The sequence below is a fragment of the Leucobacter rhizosphaerae genome, from assembly GCF_022919175.1.
Classification (GTDB): domain Bacteria; phylum Actinomycetota; class Actinomycetes; order Actinomycetales; family Microbacteriaceae; genus Leucobacter; species Leucobacter rhizosphaerae.
The window spans coordinates 503,961-517,617 of sequence record NZ_CP095043.1 but is presented as its reverse complement, the minus strand read 5'-3'; the positions used below and the strand labels follow the sequence as shown (position 1 = coordinate 517,617).

9 protein-coding genes are annotated in these 13,657 nt (G+C 67.0%); 6 read left to right on the top strand and 3 right to left on the bottom strand.

Annotation, left to right across the window (positions count from 1 at the left end; all coding sequences use genetic code 11):
* Positions 1 to 13 precede the first annotated feature (13 nt).
* Both MUN76_RS02345 and MUN76_RS02340 read right to left on the bottom strand, forming a co-directional pair.
* Positions 14 to 217, bottom strand: a complete 204-nt coding sequence (locus MUN76_RS02345; protein WP_244686804.1) for a hypothetical protein — start codon at positions 215 to 217, stop codon at positions 14 to 16.
* Positions 218 to 257: 40 nt separating this feature from the next.
* Positions 258 to 2,654, bottom strand: a complete 2,397-nt coding sequence (locus MUN76_RS02340; RefSeq protein ID WP_488167806.1) for a helix-turn-helix transcriptional regulator — start codon at positions 2,652 to 2,654, stop codon at positions 258 to 260.
* A gap of 391 nt (positions 2,655 to 3,045) precedes the next feature.
* Here MUN76_RS02340 and MUN76_RS02335 point away from each other — a divergent pair, with 391 nt between their 5' ends.
* The 3 genes from MUN76_RS02335 to MUN76_RS02325 all read left to right on the top strand — a co-directional run bounded on the left by MUN76_RS02335 (position 3,046) and on the right by MUN76_RS02325 (position 7,706).
* Positions 3,046 to 5,649 (top strand): choice-of-anchor G family protein, encoded by a 2,604-nt coding sequence (locus MUN76_RS02335; protein WP_244686801.1) that lies wholly within the window; start codon positions 3,046 to 3,048, stop codon positions 5,647 to 5,649.
* A gap of 96 nt (positions 5,650 to 5,745) precedes the next feature.
* The gene (locus MUN76_RS02330; protein WP_244686799.1) at positions 5,746 to 6,561 is read left to right on the top strand and encodes a DUF5819 family protein; all 816 of its coding nucleotides are present in this window, start codon (positions 5,746 to 5,748) and stop codon (positions 6,559 to 6,561) included.
* 35 nt (positions 6,562 to 6,596) lie between these two features.
* A complete protein-coding gene (locus tag MUN76_RS02325; protein WP_244686797.1) occupies positions 6,597 to 7,706 on the top strand; it encodes an HTTM domain-containing protein in 1,110 nt (369 codons plus the stop codon).
* Here the strand turns inward: MUN76_RS02325 and MUN76_RS02320 are convergent.
* Entirely contained in the window at positions 7,606 to 8,298 is a 693-nt protein-coding gene (locus MUN76_RS02320; protein WP_244686796.1) for a YoaK family protein, read from the bottom strand. The genes MUN76_RS02325 and MUN76_RS02320 overlap by 101 nt on opposite strands.
* Before the next feature lie 108 nt (positions 8,299 to 8,406).
* Here MUN76_RS02320 and MUN76_RS02315 point away from each other — a divergent pair, with 108 nt between their 5' ends.
* The 3 genes from MUN76_RS02315 (at position 8,407) to MUN76_RS02305 (ending at position 13,563) form a co-directional block, all read left to right on the top strand.
* Complete coding sequence (locus tag MUN76_RS02315; RefSeq protein WP_244686794.1) at positions 8,407 to 9,402, top strand: GGDEF domain-containing protein; 996 nt, start codon at positions 8,407 to 8,409, stop codon at positions 9,400 to 9,402.
* 624 nt (positions 9,403 to 10,026) lie between these two features.
* Entirely contained in the window at positions 10,027 to 12,609 is a 2,583-nt protein-coding gene (locus MUN76_RS02310; protein ID WP_244686792.1) for a helix-turn-helix transcriptional regulator, read from the top strand.
* A 90-nt stretch (positions 12,610 to 12,699) separates the two neighbouring features.
* Complete coding sequence (locus MUN76_RS02305) at positions 12,700 to 13,563, top strand: PhzF family phenazine biosynthesis protein (protein ID WP_244686790.1); 864 nt, start codon at positions 12,700 to 12,702, stop codon at positions 13,561 to 13,563.
* The last annotated feature ends 94 nt before the right edge of the window (positions 13,564 to 13,657 follow it).

Sequence of the window (13,657 nt, the reverse complement as noted above, 5' to 3'; positions counted from 1 at the left end):
CGGTGCTGATCTGTTACTTGCGGGTGCCCTGGCGCGCGAACCACACCGCGAGCCCGAGTGAGATCCCCAGGATCATGCCGATCGGGATCCCGAAGCCCACGCCGATCGAGGGCAGCAGCAACCCGATCACGACTCCGAGGATCATGCCCGCGACCAGGCCACCGGAGATGTACCCGATCATCCCCGCGTACGGATCCCGGCCCTGGTCGTCGGTCATGCCCCGAGCGTATCCCGGATCCCGCGCGAACGGTGAAGATCTATGACAGGAGTTCTGCGATCTGGTCCCGGCTCGACGCGCCGAGCTTCGACCGTGCCTGAGCCAGGTGCGACTCGACCGTTCTGGCGCTGCACCCGAGTCGCTCGGCGATCTGCCGGTTCGTCATTCCCTGGGCCGCGAGACGAGCCACGGACCGTTCGCGGGGGGTGAGCCTGACGCGGCTGCTCGTCGGCAAGTCACCGGGGCGATGCCATCGAACGCGCTGACGCAGCCGAGCCGTGAACTCGGCGATCCTGGCGTCGCACCGGCGGACACCCCCGGATGCCCGTCGGCTCAGCAGGATGGCGCGCGCCTCGGTGTACGCGAATGCCGCGGGAGTCCAGAGCTCGCGGCGCTGCAACTCCTCCGCGATTCGGAGAAGCTCGGCTGGATTCTGCTCCTCCGACGCCGCGAGGTGCGCCTCCGCGAGGCGGAGCGACGGCAGCGGCGTGGCGGGTCCCGCCGAGAACGGTCGGCGGGGCACGTGCTCGATCTGCCCGGACAGGTATGACACGATGCGTCGCTCGATCTCGATGCCAACGGGCGCCGTGGAGCCCACGGTTCGATCCTGCGAGACCTCGGTGATCGCGAGCGCAATGCGATCGAGGGCATCGCGGAGGCGCACGGGAATGAAGCGCGGTGCGCGTGCCTGCAACCCCGACCACTCCAATCGCGCGCGACCGAGATCTCCCGAGGCGAGCGCAGTACCAGTCGCTTCGAGATGGCGGATCCAGCGGCGGTGGTACGCCCGTGGCGCCAGTCGGCCCGCCGCCTCGCGAAGTTCGTTGGATCGCGACGCGCATTCTCCGGACAGCAGGGCGACCACCGTATGCGCGAGGAGTGTCGTGGCGAGCAGCGGCTCGAACTGCCGTGAGACCTCGACCGTCGGGAGTGGGATGTCCTCCCCGGTCGCCAACCATGTTCCGTCGGGCACGACGCCGGCGAGGACGTGGTCGAGGACGGAGAAGGCACGTGCGGCATTCGTGAGCTCGGGGAACCCGAGACTCTGAATCGGCCCGGGGTCGCCGGACAGCGCGTTCGGGCCTCTTCCCAGCGTGTTCCACACACGGAAGACCGCGGCGAGATCGTCGGTGACCGGTCCGGTGGCGATGTCCGTGTGACCCCCGACCGCAGCGACGAGTTGCGCACGAAGGAAGGCCGCCGCGACCGCATCACTGCTGCCGTCCGGGAAACTCAGCGCGTCGAGTTCACGGAGTCCCGCCGCGGGTCCAGCGAGCACGATCAGTGACTTCGTGCGGTGCAGCGGATCCTCCGGGTGATCGGTGGTCCCGGCACGGACCAGCAGCGTGCGTGCCGCAGATCCCTCATCGAAGGCGAGGAGGTCGGCGGCGACCCGTTGGATGATCCGGGATTCGACGGGCGACAGCGCACCGTCGGTCGCGACCGGCCACGTCCCCAGCACTCGCGCGCACTGCGCGGCCTCGGCCGCGGTGATCGGGAAGCCGAGTGCCTCCTGCGTCACCAAGTGGCCCGCGATGAGGTTTTGGATCCGAGATACCTCGCTCGGATCCGCGCGATGGTGGAGCGAGAAGCCGACGAACGGGGGGACCGAATAGAGCTCGGTCCCTGGTGTCCTGATCAACACTCCGAGATCGAGCAGCTGGTGCGCAGCCTCTCCCCCGATGAGCTCGACCACAGCGCTGAGATCACGAGACTCGAAGTCGGCGAGTGCGACCGCCATCGAGGCGAGCTCTGCAGAAATGTCTCCGATTGCGCTGCTCAAGCTGCGCGCCGCCGGGAGGGGAACTGCGCCGAAGAGCACTCCCGAGATCGATGGTCTCGGGCAGCTGGACAGGTGGCCGTGGCGTGCAATGGTGAGGAGATCCAGCGCCCACTGGGGCCTGCCCTCGGCCAGGGCACAGATGGTGTGCACCGTATCCGAGTCGACGGCGGTCTCCGAGTGCGAGTGGAGCAGTGTTTCGAGTTCGTGGGCATCCATGGGATCGATCGGCATGAGGTGGGCCGTATCCAAGAGCCGCTGGGCATTCGGAGGCAACCCGGAACCTTCACTGCCGGCGAGCAGATGATGACTCCGCCAGTGGCCGGTGTCGAGCGCTGAGAGGAGCGGGCCGCCGCTCAGTACGTGCGCGTCGAGCGCTTCGAGGAGCGGCGGGTCCGCCAGCTCGAGCTCGTCGACGATGAGCGTGGACAGCGGGTGCGCGAGTGCGGCGCGTTCCGCGCCGTCGGCCTCCGAGCAGCGGATCTCGGTGACGACGTGGGCGTCCCTGCGCAACGCTTCCGCCATTCTGCGCAGCAGATAGCTCCGGCCAGATCCGTTCGGACCGGTCAGTAGGACGTTGCCGAATTCGGTCAGATGTGTTCTCGTTTCGTCGAGGAATTCTCGACGAAACGGCGCTCCATTGCTCCCCGTGTCCATGTGCATTCCGTGGCCCGCACCGAGGTACGGAGCGGACTTCAGGCCCCCTTGGGCATGACTCTAGCCGTTTCTGGGTAGCTGCTGGGAAAAATTCTCGGACGGTGGCCACATCTGTTCAGTGAGCATCGGAAGTGTCGGGCGTGTCGCCTCAGGGCACACACGCGGAGCTCTCAGTAGTCCCGGCGTCGATGCGGAATGGCCGTGACGCCGTTTCTCAGGCCACCCGGTTGGCGTAGGAGGCCTCGCCGACGGGCCTCTAACCTCCTGACTAGTTGCCCGTATGAGAGCGACTGATCGTGCGAGGGACATCATGTAGCGCATGTTTCCCTCCTGGATGAAAAGGGGTGGGACCTTGAAACTTCACGACCAAGCGACCCGGAGTCGCCGAAGAGTGACCAGGGGGCTTGCGCTCGGCGCGACGACCGCCGTGGTGCTGGCATCCGCCTCCGTGGCTGCGCCAGCGGCACTCGCCGACACGCACACCGTCACCGCGGAATCCGCGGCGCATGGGCACTGGCTCTGGGCGGAGGGGCTCGGTCTCGACGTCGCAGGCGCTGGAACCACACTCTCGAACTCAGATGACACACCGGGCCCGGTGACCGACCCGCTCAACGTTGAGGTGCTCGGAGGACTCGCTGAGCTGGAAGTCGGTACCGTCAGTCTGCCGCTGATCAAACCCGCTCCGGAGGCCCCCGGCCTGTTGGAGCTCGGCAATCTCGGGGCGCTCTCGAGCTACAGCGCGTCACCGAGCGCCACATCGTCGAGCGCTTCAACCGGCCTCATCACCTCTGAAGGCGGCTTGAACCTGGACGTGATCAACAGCGGCGAGTACGGCACCGCGAACCTGGACCTGAGTGATCTGCTCGGCCAGGTGCTCACCCCGGAACTGGTCGACACGCTCGTCGATGAGGCCTCGATCGAGATCGGCGCCCTAGGGTCGCGCGCGACCAAACAGCTCACCGACGAGAGCAGCGAGTACGCCCTGAGCGACGTGACCGCGACGATCCACAGCCCGGCCGTGGCGACGCTCATCGACGAGGTCGACACCACGCTTGCTGCAACCGTGCAGCCGATTCAGGGCGTGTTCGGCACCGGAGGCGCGCTGGAAACGACGCTCAGCGAGCTCGTGGGAGCCCTCGACGCTCTCCCGGGGGTGACGGCCTCCTTGAACGATGCATCGGTCAATGTTGAACCGTTGCTCACGCAGGTGCGAACGTCCTTGCTGGAGGAGCCGCTTTCAAACACGGACGGTAGTGTGCTCGTCGACCTGAGCACGGGAACGATCTCGGTCGATCTGGCGAGCCTCGTGGTCAATCGCACGGGGTCGACTGATCTCAACTCCTTGCCGGCAGACACCGAGGTACTGCACGGCGACACCGTGAACGCGATCCTCGACGGTGTCACGGACGCACTGACGGGCGCGGGCGAGAACTCGCTCATCTCGAAGACGGTCGACCTCGTGCAGCAGGGACTGTACAACGTCGAGGTCAACGTGGACATCCAGGTCGCCGTCACCGTCGTGCTCGAACTGGTCAACGCACCGGTCACGCTGTCCGGCACCGTCGGCGGATTCATCGGCGTCGACGGGTACGACGAGCCCGAGCTCGACACGTCCCAGATCGAGGTGGCCGGCCTTCCCGTCGGCACGGTACTGCAACCGCTAACAAATCTGCTCCTCGACGTCGTGCAACCGATCGGCAATGCGCTCGACACGGCGCTCACCGAGGTGATCGACGATCTGCAGCCGTCACTCACCGAAGCGCTGCAGCCGGTGGTGTCTGGCCTGCTCACGAACGGCGTCGGTCCGGTCCTCCGAGAGATCGCCACGGTCACGATCAACGAGCAGCCGACGCCCGGTGACCTCGGTGCGGACAGCTTCACCGTCCGCGCACTCGCGGTGCGCTTGCTCCCCAACGCCGCCACCAACGGCGCGGTGGCGCTGGAGTTCGGATCGTCCACGGTGACGGCGCTGGATGAGGATCCGGGCACCGATCCCGGGACCGATCCGGGCACTGATCCTGGGACCGACCCCGGCACTGATCCTGGGACCGACCCCGGCACTGATCCCGGCACTGATCCAGGCACCGACCCTGGTACGGATCCGGGAACCGATCCGGGCACTGACCCTGGTACGGATCCGGGAACCGATCCGGGCACTGACCCTGGTACGGATCCGGGAACCGATCCGGGCACTGACCCTGGAACTGATCCGGGAACCGATCCGGGCACGGACCCGGGCACTGATCCGGGCACGGACCCGGGAACCGATCCGGGCACTGACCCTGGTACGGATCCGGGCACGGACCCGGGCACGGATCCGGGAACCGATCCGGGCACGGACCCGGGCACGGATCCGGGAACCGATCCGGGCACGGACCCGGGCACCGATCCGGGCACGGACCCGGGCACTGATCCGGGCACGGACCCGGGCACTGATCCGGGAACTGATCCGGGCACGGACCCGGGCACCGATCCGGGCACCGATCCGGGGACTGACCCAGGAACCGACCCGGGCACCGATCCCGGCACCGACCCTGGCACTGATCCCGGAACGGACCCGAGCGGCGAACTCGCCATCGAGCTCGAACACGACGTGCGAATGCCGGGTCAACAGGAGCGGGCCTACGGCTATGGATTCCTGCCCGGCGAGATCGTGACGGGAACCCAGTACTCGTCCCCACTCGCGCTCGGGACCCAGGTCGCGAACGCGCAGGGTGAGGTGGCCTTCACGTGGAACGTGCCGGCGAACGCCTCCCTCGGCATGCACACGGTCGAGCTGGTCGGTGCCGAGTCCGGTGCCATCGCCGCAGACTTCCGAGTCGTGGCGGCGAATGAGCCGGGCGGGGGCGGGGGGCCCGGCGCGAAGGGTGGCCTCGCGACGACCGGATTCGATCCCGGGCCGGTCGTGCCGATCGCACTGCTGGTGCTCGCCGCGGGTGCCGTGATCGTGGCGGCCTCCCGACGGAAGCCGCGGGTCGATCACACGCGTGAGTAAGCGCATCGCGTGACGGAGCGGTGGCTGATGGAGTAGTTTTGCCGGAAGCCACCGCTTCGTGCGTGGACCATATTCCGCTGAGCGCGAGGGGGCGCAATGAGGGGTCATCGGGAGGGGTCGACTGTTCCGGAGCAGGATCGCGGGCGGATCGACCACCGCGGTTCGCGGGCCGCACTGGTCGGCGTCGTCGTGGCTGTCGCACTCCTCGCCGTGCATATGTTCTTCACCGCCGTCGTGAACGTGCCGTCGGATCGCGTGAAGTACGAGGTGCTCCCCGGAGCACTCGCCGACCGCTACGCGCAGCCCTACCTGGTCCAGGACTACAAGATCTTCGCTCCGGATCCGGCGGACGCCGACCACCAGCTGTGGGTGCGCGCCTGGATCGAAGACGAGAACGGCGAGCGCGAGCCGAGCGAGTGGGTGAACACCACGCACGTCGAACTCTCCTCGCTCTCACAGAAGGTGCTCCGGAAGCAGCTCTCCGTGACCGGTGCCGAGCGACTCATGGCCGCCTATCAGCGACTCAGCGCCCCACAACAGGCGGCAGCGCAGCGCAACTACCTGGAGGGTGACGCTCTGTTCGGGCTCGACGAGGCGCTCCGCACCGCCGACGACTCCCGGCCCGTCGCAGTGAGCGCCTTTATCCGAGCTGACAACTACGCGACGTCGTATGCGACGCAGGTCGCGCACGCGCTGTGGGGCGACGACGGCTCGGTGGTCGGGGTGCAGGTGCGCGCCGTGTATGACCCGGTGATCCGGTGGAACGACCGCCACGATCCCGATGCGCAGCGGCCCGCCGCGAGCTACACGGATCTCGGCTGGGTTCCGCCGATGGAGTGGGAAGGCCAGGATCCCGAGGCCTTCGCGCGCACGTTCACCAACTGGGCCGAGCGGGCCGAGGTGCTGCCGTGAGCGCGGATCGGCGAACACCGCAGAATCCGAGCTTCGTGCGTGATGGATGGGATCGGCTCTGCGTCTGGTTCCTGAACGAGCGCCACGGCACCTACGGCCTCGCGATCATGCGCATCGGCTTCGGTGCGATGACGGTCGTCATCCTCGCGATGTACCTCCCGAACTTCTCGTACTCATTCGGCGCGGGATCGCGCTGGGGGTCGGCGCTCACCCAATCGTCCGCGGTGCACGACTACCTGTGGCCGATCCCGCTGCTCTTTCCGGCTGATGAGCCCGATGCGCTCCGCCTGGCGAAGATCCTGCTCCTCATGGCCGTCGCGGTCATCTACGCGCTGGGCTGGCGGATGCGGGTGACGAGCCCGCTGTTCGTGCTGCTCTGGCTCGGATTCACCCTGACCAATCCGGTCATCCTGAACACCGGCCACTACCAGACCTTCCGGATCTTCCTGCTGTTCATGCTGCTCGCGGACCTGTCGCAGCGCTGGTCCCTCGATGCGCGCCGACGCGCCCGTCGCGGCGCGGAGGATCCCGCGCTCGGCGTTCGGAACGGGCGCCTCCCCCGATGGGCGCCGATCCTCGCGAACAACGTCGCCCTGGTGCTGATCGGCTACCAGATCTGCGTCATCTACGTCTCGAGCGCACTGTGGAAGCTGCAGGGGTCGACATGGATCTCCGGGGTCGCGGCCTACTATCCGCTGCAGCTCGAGGAACTGACGCTGTTCCCCTGGCTGAACCACCTGGCCTGGCAGGTGACGCCGGCCGTCTTCCTCGCCTCCTGGCTCGCGGTCTACGGTCAGCTCTTCTTCCCGCTCATGCTCCTGAACCGCTGGACGAGGATCCTCGGCCTCGTCGTCGTCACGGGCATGCACGCCGGGATCGGGATCCTGCTGGCGCTCCCCTGGTTCTCGCTGATGATGATCCTCGGTGACATGATCTTCATCCGGGATCGGAGCTGGCGCGCGCTGATCGATCGTCTCGGCCGTGTCTGGCCCGCTGGCAGGCGGCACACGATCGGGAGTGCCGGAGTCGCTCCCCAGGGTCAGGTCAGCGCGGCGACCCCGGTGACCGCTGCGAGCGCGCCGTCTTCGGTGGCGCACTCCGGCGTCGGATCAGCAGGTGCACCCCGCCAATCGCGACCAGACTGAGCACCGCGACCGCCAGCGACCAGAGCCCGATGAGGTGCCATGTCAGCGCTCCGACAAGCGCACCGAGCGTGATCCCGGTCCAGAGCAGCAGTGGACGCACCCATGAGCCCTGCGCCCGACCGGAGAGGCGCTCGGCGAGGCCGATCCCGAAACTGACCAGGGTGCCGGTCGCATACGTGATGGCGACCCGGGCTCGCCCGTCGGCGATGAAGAGCGTGTTCATCGCACCCATGACGGCGGACAGCGCCACCAACGAGTATCCCGAGGTCGGTGCCAGTGTGACGATGCCCACCGCGATCGCCAGTGCGCCGGCGAGGATGAGGACTCGTTCGGCCGAGCGCACCCGTTCGAAACGGATTCCCAGGAGGTGCCCGCAGGTCACTCCGAGCACGAACCCCAGCACCAGACACAGTGCCACCGACGCAGTGTGCACGGCTCCCTGGGACACCTCAACACCCGCTTGGGTCGAATTGCCGCTCATGAACGAGACGAACAGGCCACCCGACATGATGAAGCCGATGGCGTCGACGAACCCCGCGACGCCGGCGAGGAGAACCGAACCGCCGTATGCGGCATCTGAGAGAGACTTCACGTGTGTATGTATACCTCATCGGACAGATGCCGCGATGGCGCGGCCAGCACATCGACCCGTATCGCACCCTCTCCCCCGCTTCTCCTGCGTCTCGCTAGACTCGCTCGTATGAGCGCAGGACTCTCGGAACTTCTCGCCACCGTCGGCGCGTCGGGTCACGGACTCGACGCAGAGGTGCAGGATCGCCTCAACGGAGCCTCGACCTTCACCGAGGCCGCGGACGTGGTCGTGCGATATCTCAACGAGAAGACGCCGCTCTCCGACTGGTCGGTCACCCGGGTGGTGAGCGATGAGCAGGTGTTCGTGCACGTGGAGCAGGGCGGCGAACGCGGCGTGGGTGATCGTGTGAACTGGGATCAGACATTCTGCAAAAAAATGGTGGCCGGGGGTGCGCACATCGTGCCCGACTCGGCCAAGGATCCGCTCTACGCCGAACTCGGTGAGTCCACCGGCGTCGGATCGTACGCGGGCTACACGATCATCGACGACCGCGGCGAGCTGTTCGGCGTGCTCTGCGGCACTCGCCGTGAACCGCTCGGCTCGGACGAGGCCATCGATCAGGAGCTCGTCCACCTACTGAGTCAGCTGCTCTCCATCCAGTTGAGGCTCGCGCGCGGGATCGACCGAGAGCGCCGGCAGGCGGCGATCGCCGAGGCGGAGGCGAACACCGACCCGCTCACCGGACTGTTGAGTCGCCGCGGGTGGGAGCGCATGGTCGATGACGCCCAGGAGCGGATCGACGCGTTCGGCGACCCGGTCTCAGTGGCCGTCGTCGACCTCGACGATCTCAAGGCGATCAACGACGGGCTCGGGCATCAAGCGGGAGACGCGCAGATCGTGGGGCTCGCGAACGCGCTGGCCGGTGCCGCCACGGACTCACATCGAATCGCGCGGGTCGGCGGCGACGAATTCCTGATCCTCGCGAACGGCGTCGCCGCGAACACCGCAGAGTCGCACTTCGAGCGGTTCATCCACGCAATTCTGGACGCCGGGATCCGTGCCTCCTTCGGCTACGCGACCGCCCGCGCGGGTGACCCCCACCTCCAGGCGGCGATCCACGAGGCCGACGCTCGCATGTACGCGCAGAAGTCATCGCGCAAGTAGCTCGGCGGTTCACCGCGACGCTCCTGGGTGCTGCGCCGGCTCCTCCTGGCAACCGGCGTCGTGATCGGCGCGCGCAACTCACCGAGCCCGCCCACCCTCCGTAGGCGCTGACTTCGGCACCTGCCGGGGTCCGAGGGTGGCCGTTGTACGTAAGTCTGCCTCGGCGGCTACTCAGAGTTGGAGGCAGAGCGTACTGATTCACTGGCATCGTCCCATGATCGGTCCGCGCAGACGCTTACCTTTGAGGTATTCGCTCGTCCCCTAAGCGGGCGGATATCGTGAGCATGCGATGCCGAAGGGGTCCCTGCGGTAACACATCTCACACACCCGCCGTCGCGGTTGTTGTGGCAAAGGATGCTCTGCGTTCTCGCCACGGTACTTGACACCCCATCCAACCGCGCGGCAGCACTGGGAGTCCACTCGTCCTCCGGTGTGGAAGGCATTGCCTTCAGCAGCCCCACCGCTCTCCCCAAATTTCAGCGGTGGGGCTGCATCTCTCTGATGCCATCGATGGACTGGAGCGGACGTGCTGGGAACAACCAAGATGGCGCGGCTGCATTCGCACGCGACCGTCTATCCAGGGTTCGCGTCGAGGAGTACAATCGCACCCACCAGTGAGGGTTCGTGAGGAAGCGGGCGCCGGTGTTCGTCGGACGCAAGGAGAGTGTGGCTCGGGCGATCGATCTTGTCCAAGCGGGTATCAGCGTGGACATCGTTGGCGGTCGCGGCAGCGGAAGGTCGACCTTCCTTCGAGCGCTCGAGCATCGACTCGTCGACGCAGATTGGACCGTCGTCACCGTGAGGGGGATCGCCTCCCTGCGACAGCACCCGCTCGCAGCACTGCATCTCGCAGGTATCGGCGGTGCGGGGCGACCCGGCGGGGCACTCCACGAGACCGCGGCGGCGCTGAAAGCCAAGCTGCATGTCGAGCGCGCCGTGCTCTTTCTCGACGACTGGGATGACCTCGACGAGGCTTCCTGGGGCATCGCGGAGTCGCTCCGACGCCAGGAGGGCATTGCGGTCGTCGTCTCCCGGCTGCAAGGGTTGCGTGCTCGACACACCCCGACCGGACTCGATGCGTCGACGCTCGAACCCTCGTACGTGATCGACATGACGCCCCTCGGCTTCGAGGACATGGAACAGGCGCTGGGGAACTATCTCAAGGCGCCGATCGAATCGAGCACGATGAGTCGCATCTACGCGAAGTCCGGTGGCAACATCGGCCTCGCCGTCAGTCTGGTGGATGCGACATCCCGCGAGGGGCAGCTCGAACTTCGCGGCACCGAGTGGGTCGCGTCGCGAGACCTGTGGAGTCCTGGGTTGAGAGCCGTGCTCGAAGCGTATCTCGAGAACCTCGATTCGGCGGCCCGCGACGCGCTTGAGATCATCGCGATCGCCGGCCTCGCCTCCCTCGACACCGTGCGCAAACTCGTCGACTGGGGCACGTTGGAGCTCCTCGAGGAACGGGCGATGATCACCTTCATCTCGAGCGGCACCTCCCCGCTCATCGCGGTGATTCCACCGTTGCTGGTCGAGTTCTTCCGGCACGAGCCGCTGAGTGCTCGTCGGGTTCGTCTGACCGAACTCATCGTCGAACGCCTGGGTGCGGCGCAGTCCGCGTCCGCCATTCTCACCGAGCAGATGTACCGCCCAGCGGTGACACCGGAACGTGAAGCGCTGTTCGTGCGGTTGCTGCACGAGCGCGCTCGGGCGCTCCGTATCGTGACAGCTTCAGAGTGGGAGTCCGTGAAGTCGCCGTCACATGCGGTGCGATACATCGAGGCGCTCAGCCACACGTTCACTGCAACGGTGAATGCGACCGTGAGGCGTGTGTTCGACGAAACCGACGAGCGACTCGAGGATGCTCCGAGCCAAGCGGCGCTGCACGCACTCGCCGCACGATGGCAGGCGTACGTGGAACACGATCTGGAGGCCGCGCGGGCGACGCTGTCCCGGGCTCGCCGCGGGCTCGGGATCTACGGACGGGTCCTCGACGCCGTCAGAGTGGAGCTCGAGTTCAATCTTGAAACGCTGCCCGAGCAGTTCGCAGCTGCGCTCGAAGTCACCGACGACCTCCCGGGCGACGTGAAGATCGAACTCCTGCAGACCCAGCTCCTCGTGCTGACCGGCGCCGGCCGTCTCAGAGACGCCCAGCGTGTGCTCGACCGTCTGGAATCGCTCGGCCCGCTTTCGACCGCCTCCCGGGTGCTGCAGGCGACGATGGTCCTCGGCACCGGGGACTATGCATCGACACTCGGACTCCTTCATCGAGGACTCGATGAGGCGCACGGCGTTCTCGACCTCCACGGAGTACGCGCGTTTGGCGCCGCCGCAATCCTCTGCCACGTCTTCGCGGGAAACACCGGCGGGCTCGAGGAGCTGATCGAGACGATATTCGCTGCCGGGGAACCGACACCCTTCCCACCCGGCAACCAGCTCACCCTCCTGTCCTTCGGGGCGCTTTCTGCGATCCGGAACGGACAAATAGCCACCGGTGAGCGGCTCATCGGTGAACTGGATCGCCTGTCGACTCCGGATGGACCGTTGCCGGGTCAGTCCCGCGCCTGGGCGCACGCGCAACTGGCGGTCTTCAACGGCGATCCGGCGACGGGTGCGCGGTTGCTCTGGGAATCCTCCGAGCGCTTGTGGGCCCGGCAGGCTCGGTTCGCCGCGCTCTCAGGGTTTCTGGGTGCCGTCGAGATCGAGACGACGGACGAGCGGTTGAGGGTGATCCGGGAGTACCTGTCGGTGGTCGAGGAACCCCTCACCTTCCAGGTTCAGGTCGATTACTTTCAGGCGCGGCTCCACGAGGACGCCGCAGGAGTGCTCGACGCGGCCATCGGCCTGAACACCGTCGGACGCATCGGCCTTGCGCTGCAGGCATGCCAGAGTGCGGCCGCTCTGGGCGAATACCGCAATGAACCGGAGATCGTGCAGCGGGCCGAACAGCTGCGACTGTCGATCCTTGAGCGGCACTCCCCCGGCACGATCGATGCCACACGGTTCTCCGTGAGCGCGGTGACATTGACGGACCGCGAGCATGAGGTCGCGCGGCTGGCTGCCGACGGGCTGACGAACCAGGAGATCGCAAACCAGCTGGTTTTGAGCGTACGGACTGTCGAGACGCACATGCATCGTGTGATGCGGAAACTCGACGTCGGAAGCCGCCACGCGATTCAGGATCACCTCGAACGGGTGAACCCGTAGTGCGTGCGTGACTGCGGTACCGCCCAGCCCGCGGAAGATTCGGGGTGACGATCGCCGAACGCACGCCGTCCGCTCCAGTACACTCGTCAGATGGTTCCAGTCATCAGATCCGCAGCGTTCACCAGTGATCCGAGCGGCGGGAACCCCGCGGGCATTGTGCTCGACGCATCCGAGTTCACAGATCTCGAGATGCAGGGCCTCGCAACAGCTGTCGACTACGCGGAGACGGCGTTCGTCACGGGAGCCGACGCGGATGGGGTGTCGATCCGCTACTTCTCGCCGGTTGCGGAAGTTCCGTTCTGCGGCCACGCGACCATCGCGACAGCGATCGCACTCGTCGAGCGCGGGCTTCGGGCTCCGGGCGATCTCACATTCCGGACTCCCGTGGGGCCCGTGCTCCTCCGCACCGCGAGGATCGGGGGCAGGATTCGCGCGGCGTTCACCAGCGTCGAACCCTCGGTTGAGGCCATGCCGCCTGCAGATCTCGCAGAACTCCTCGCCCTCATCGGACTCACGGAACCGGATCTCAGTGCGGACATGCCACCCGCGCTCGCATTCGCGGGCAATGTGCACCCGCTGCTCGTGCTCTCGGATCGCCGGGCCTTCGACACGTTCGCCTTCGATCCCGACGCCGCCCGGATCCTGATGGACGCGCACGGCTGGCCGGCGACCATCACGGTCCTGCACGGCAGTGCTGCGGATGGGCTCGTCGCGCGGAACATCTTCCCGGTCGGCAGGATCACGGAGGATCCGGCGACCGGGTCTGCGGCCGCGGCGGTGGGTGCCTACCTCCGTGCGCTCGACCTGGTCGAGGCACCGGCGACGATCGAGATCCGGCAGGGCGCTCACGTCGGGCGCCCCAGTCTCCTCACCGTCGAGATTCCACGTTCCGGCGGCATCACCGTCTCTGGGACTGCGGTGGAGCTGCCCGATCCCACGGAGTCGCGCCTCTGAACTGCTGCGGCCCGACCGGGCTCACGCGTCGGGTGACGGCTTCGGGCAGGTCAGGTGCGTGGGCTTCCCGGGGCCGCCGCGCGCGATCCGATGG

Excerpts from the sequence above, each read along its gene's own strand:
- MUN76_RS02345 (WP_244686804.1), bottom strand. The coding sequence starts at position 217 with ATGACCGACGACCAGGGCCGGGATCCGTACGCGGGGATGATCGGGTAC.
- MUN76_RS02305 (WP_244686790.1), top strand. The coding sequence starts at position 12,700 with ATGGTTCCAGTCATCAGATCCGCAGCGTTCACCAGTGATCCGAGCGGC.
- MUN76_RS02340 (WP_488167806.1), bottom strand. The coding sequence starts at position 2,654 with ATGGACACGGGGAGCAATGGAGCGCCGTTTCGTCGAGAATTCCTCGAC.
- MUN76_RS02315 (WP_244686794.1), top strand. The coding sequence starts at position 8,407 with ATGAGCGCAGGACTCTCGGAACTTCTCGCCACCGTCGGCGCGTCGGGT.
- MUN76_RS02330 (WP_244686799.1), top strand. The coding sequence starts at position 5,746 with ATGAGGGGTCATCGGGAGGGGTCGACTGTTCCGGAGCAGGATCGCGGG.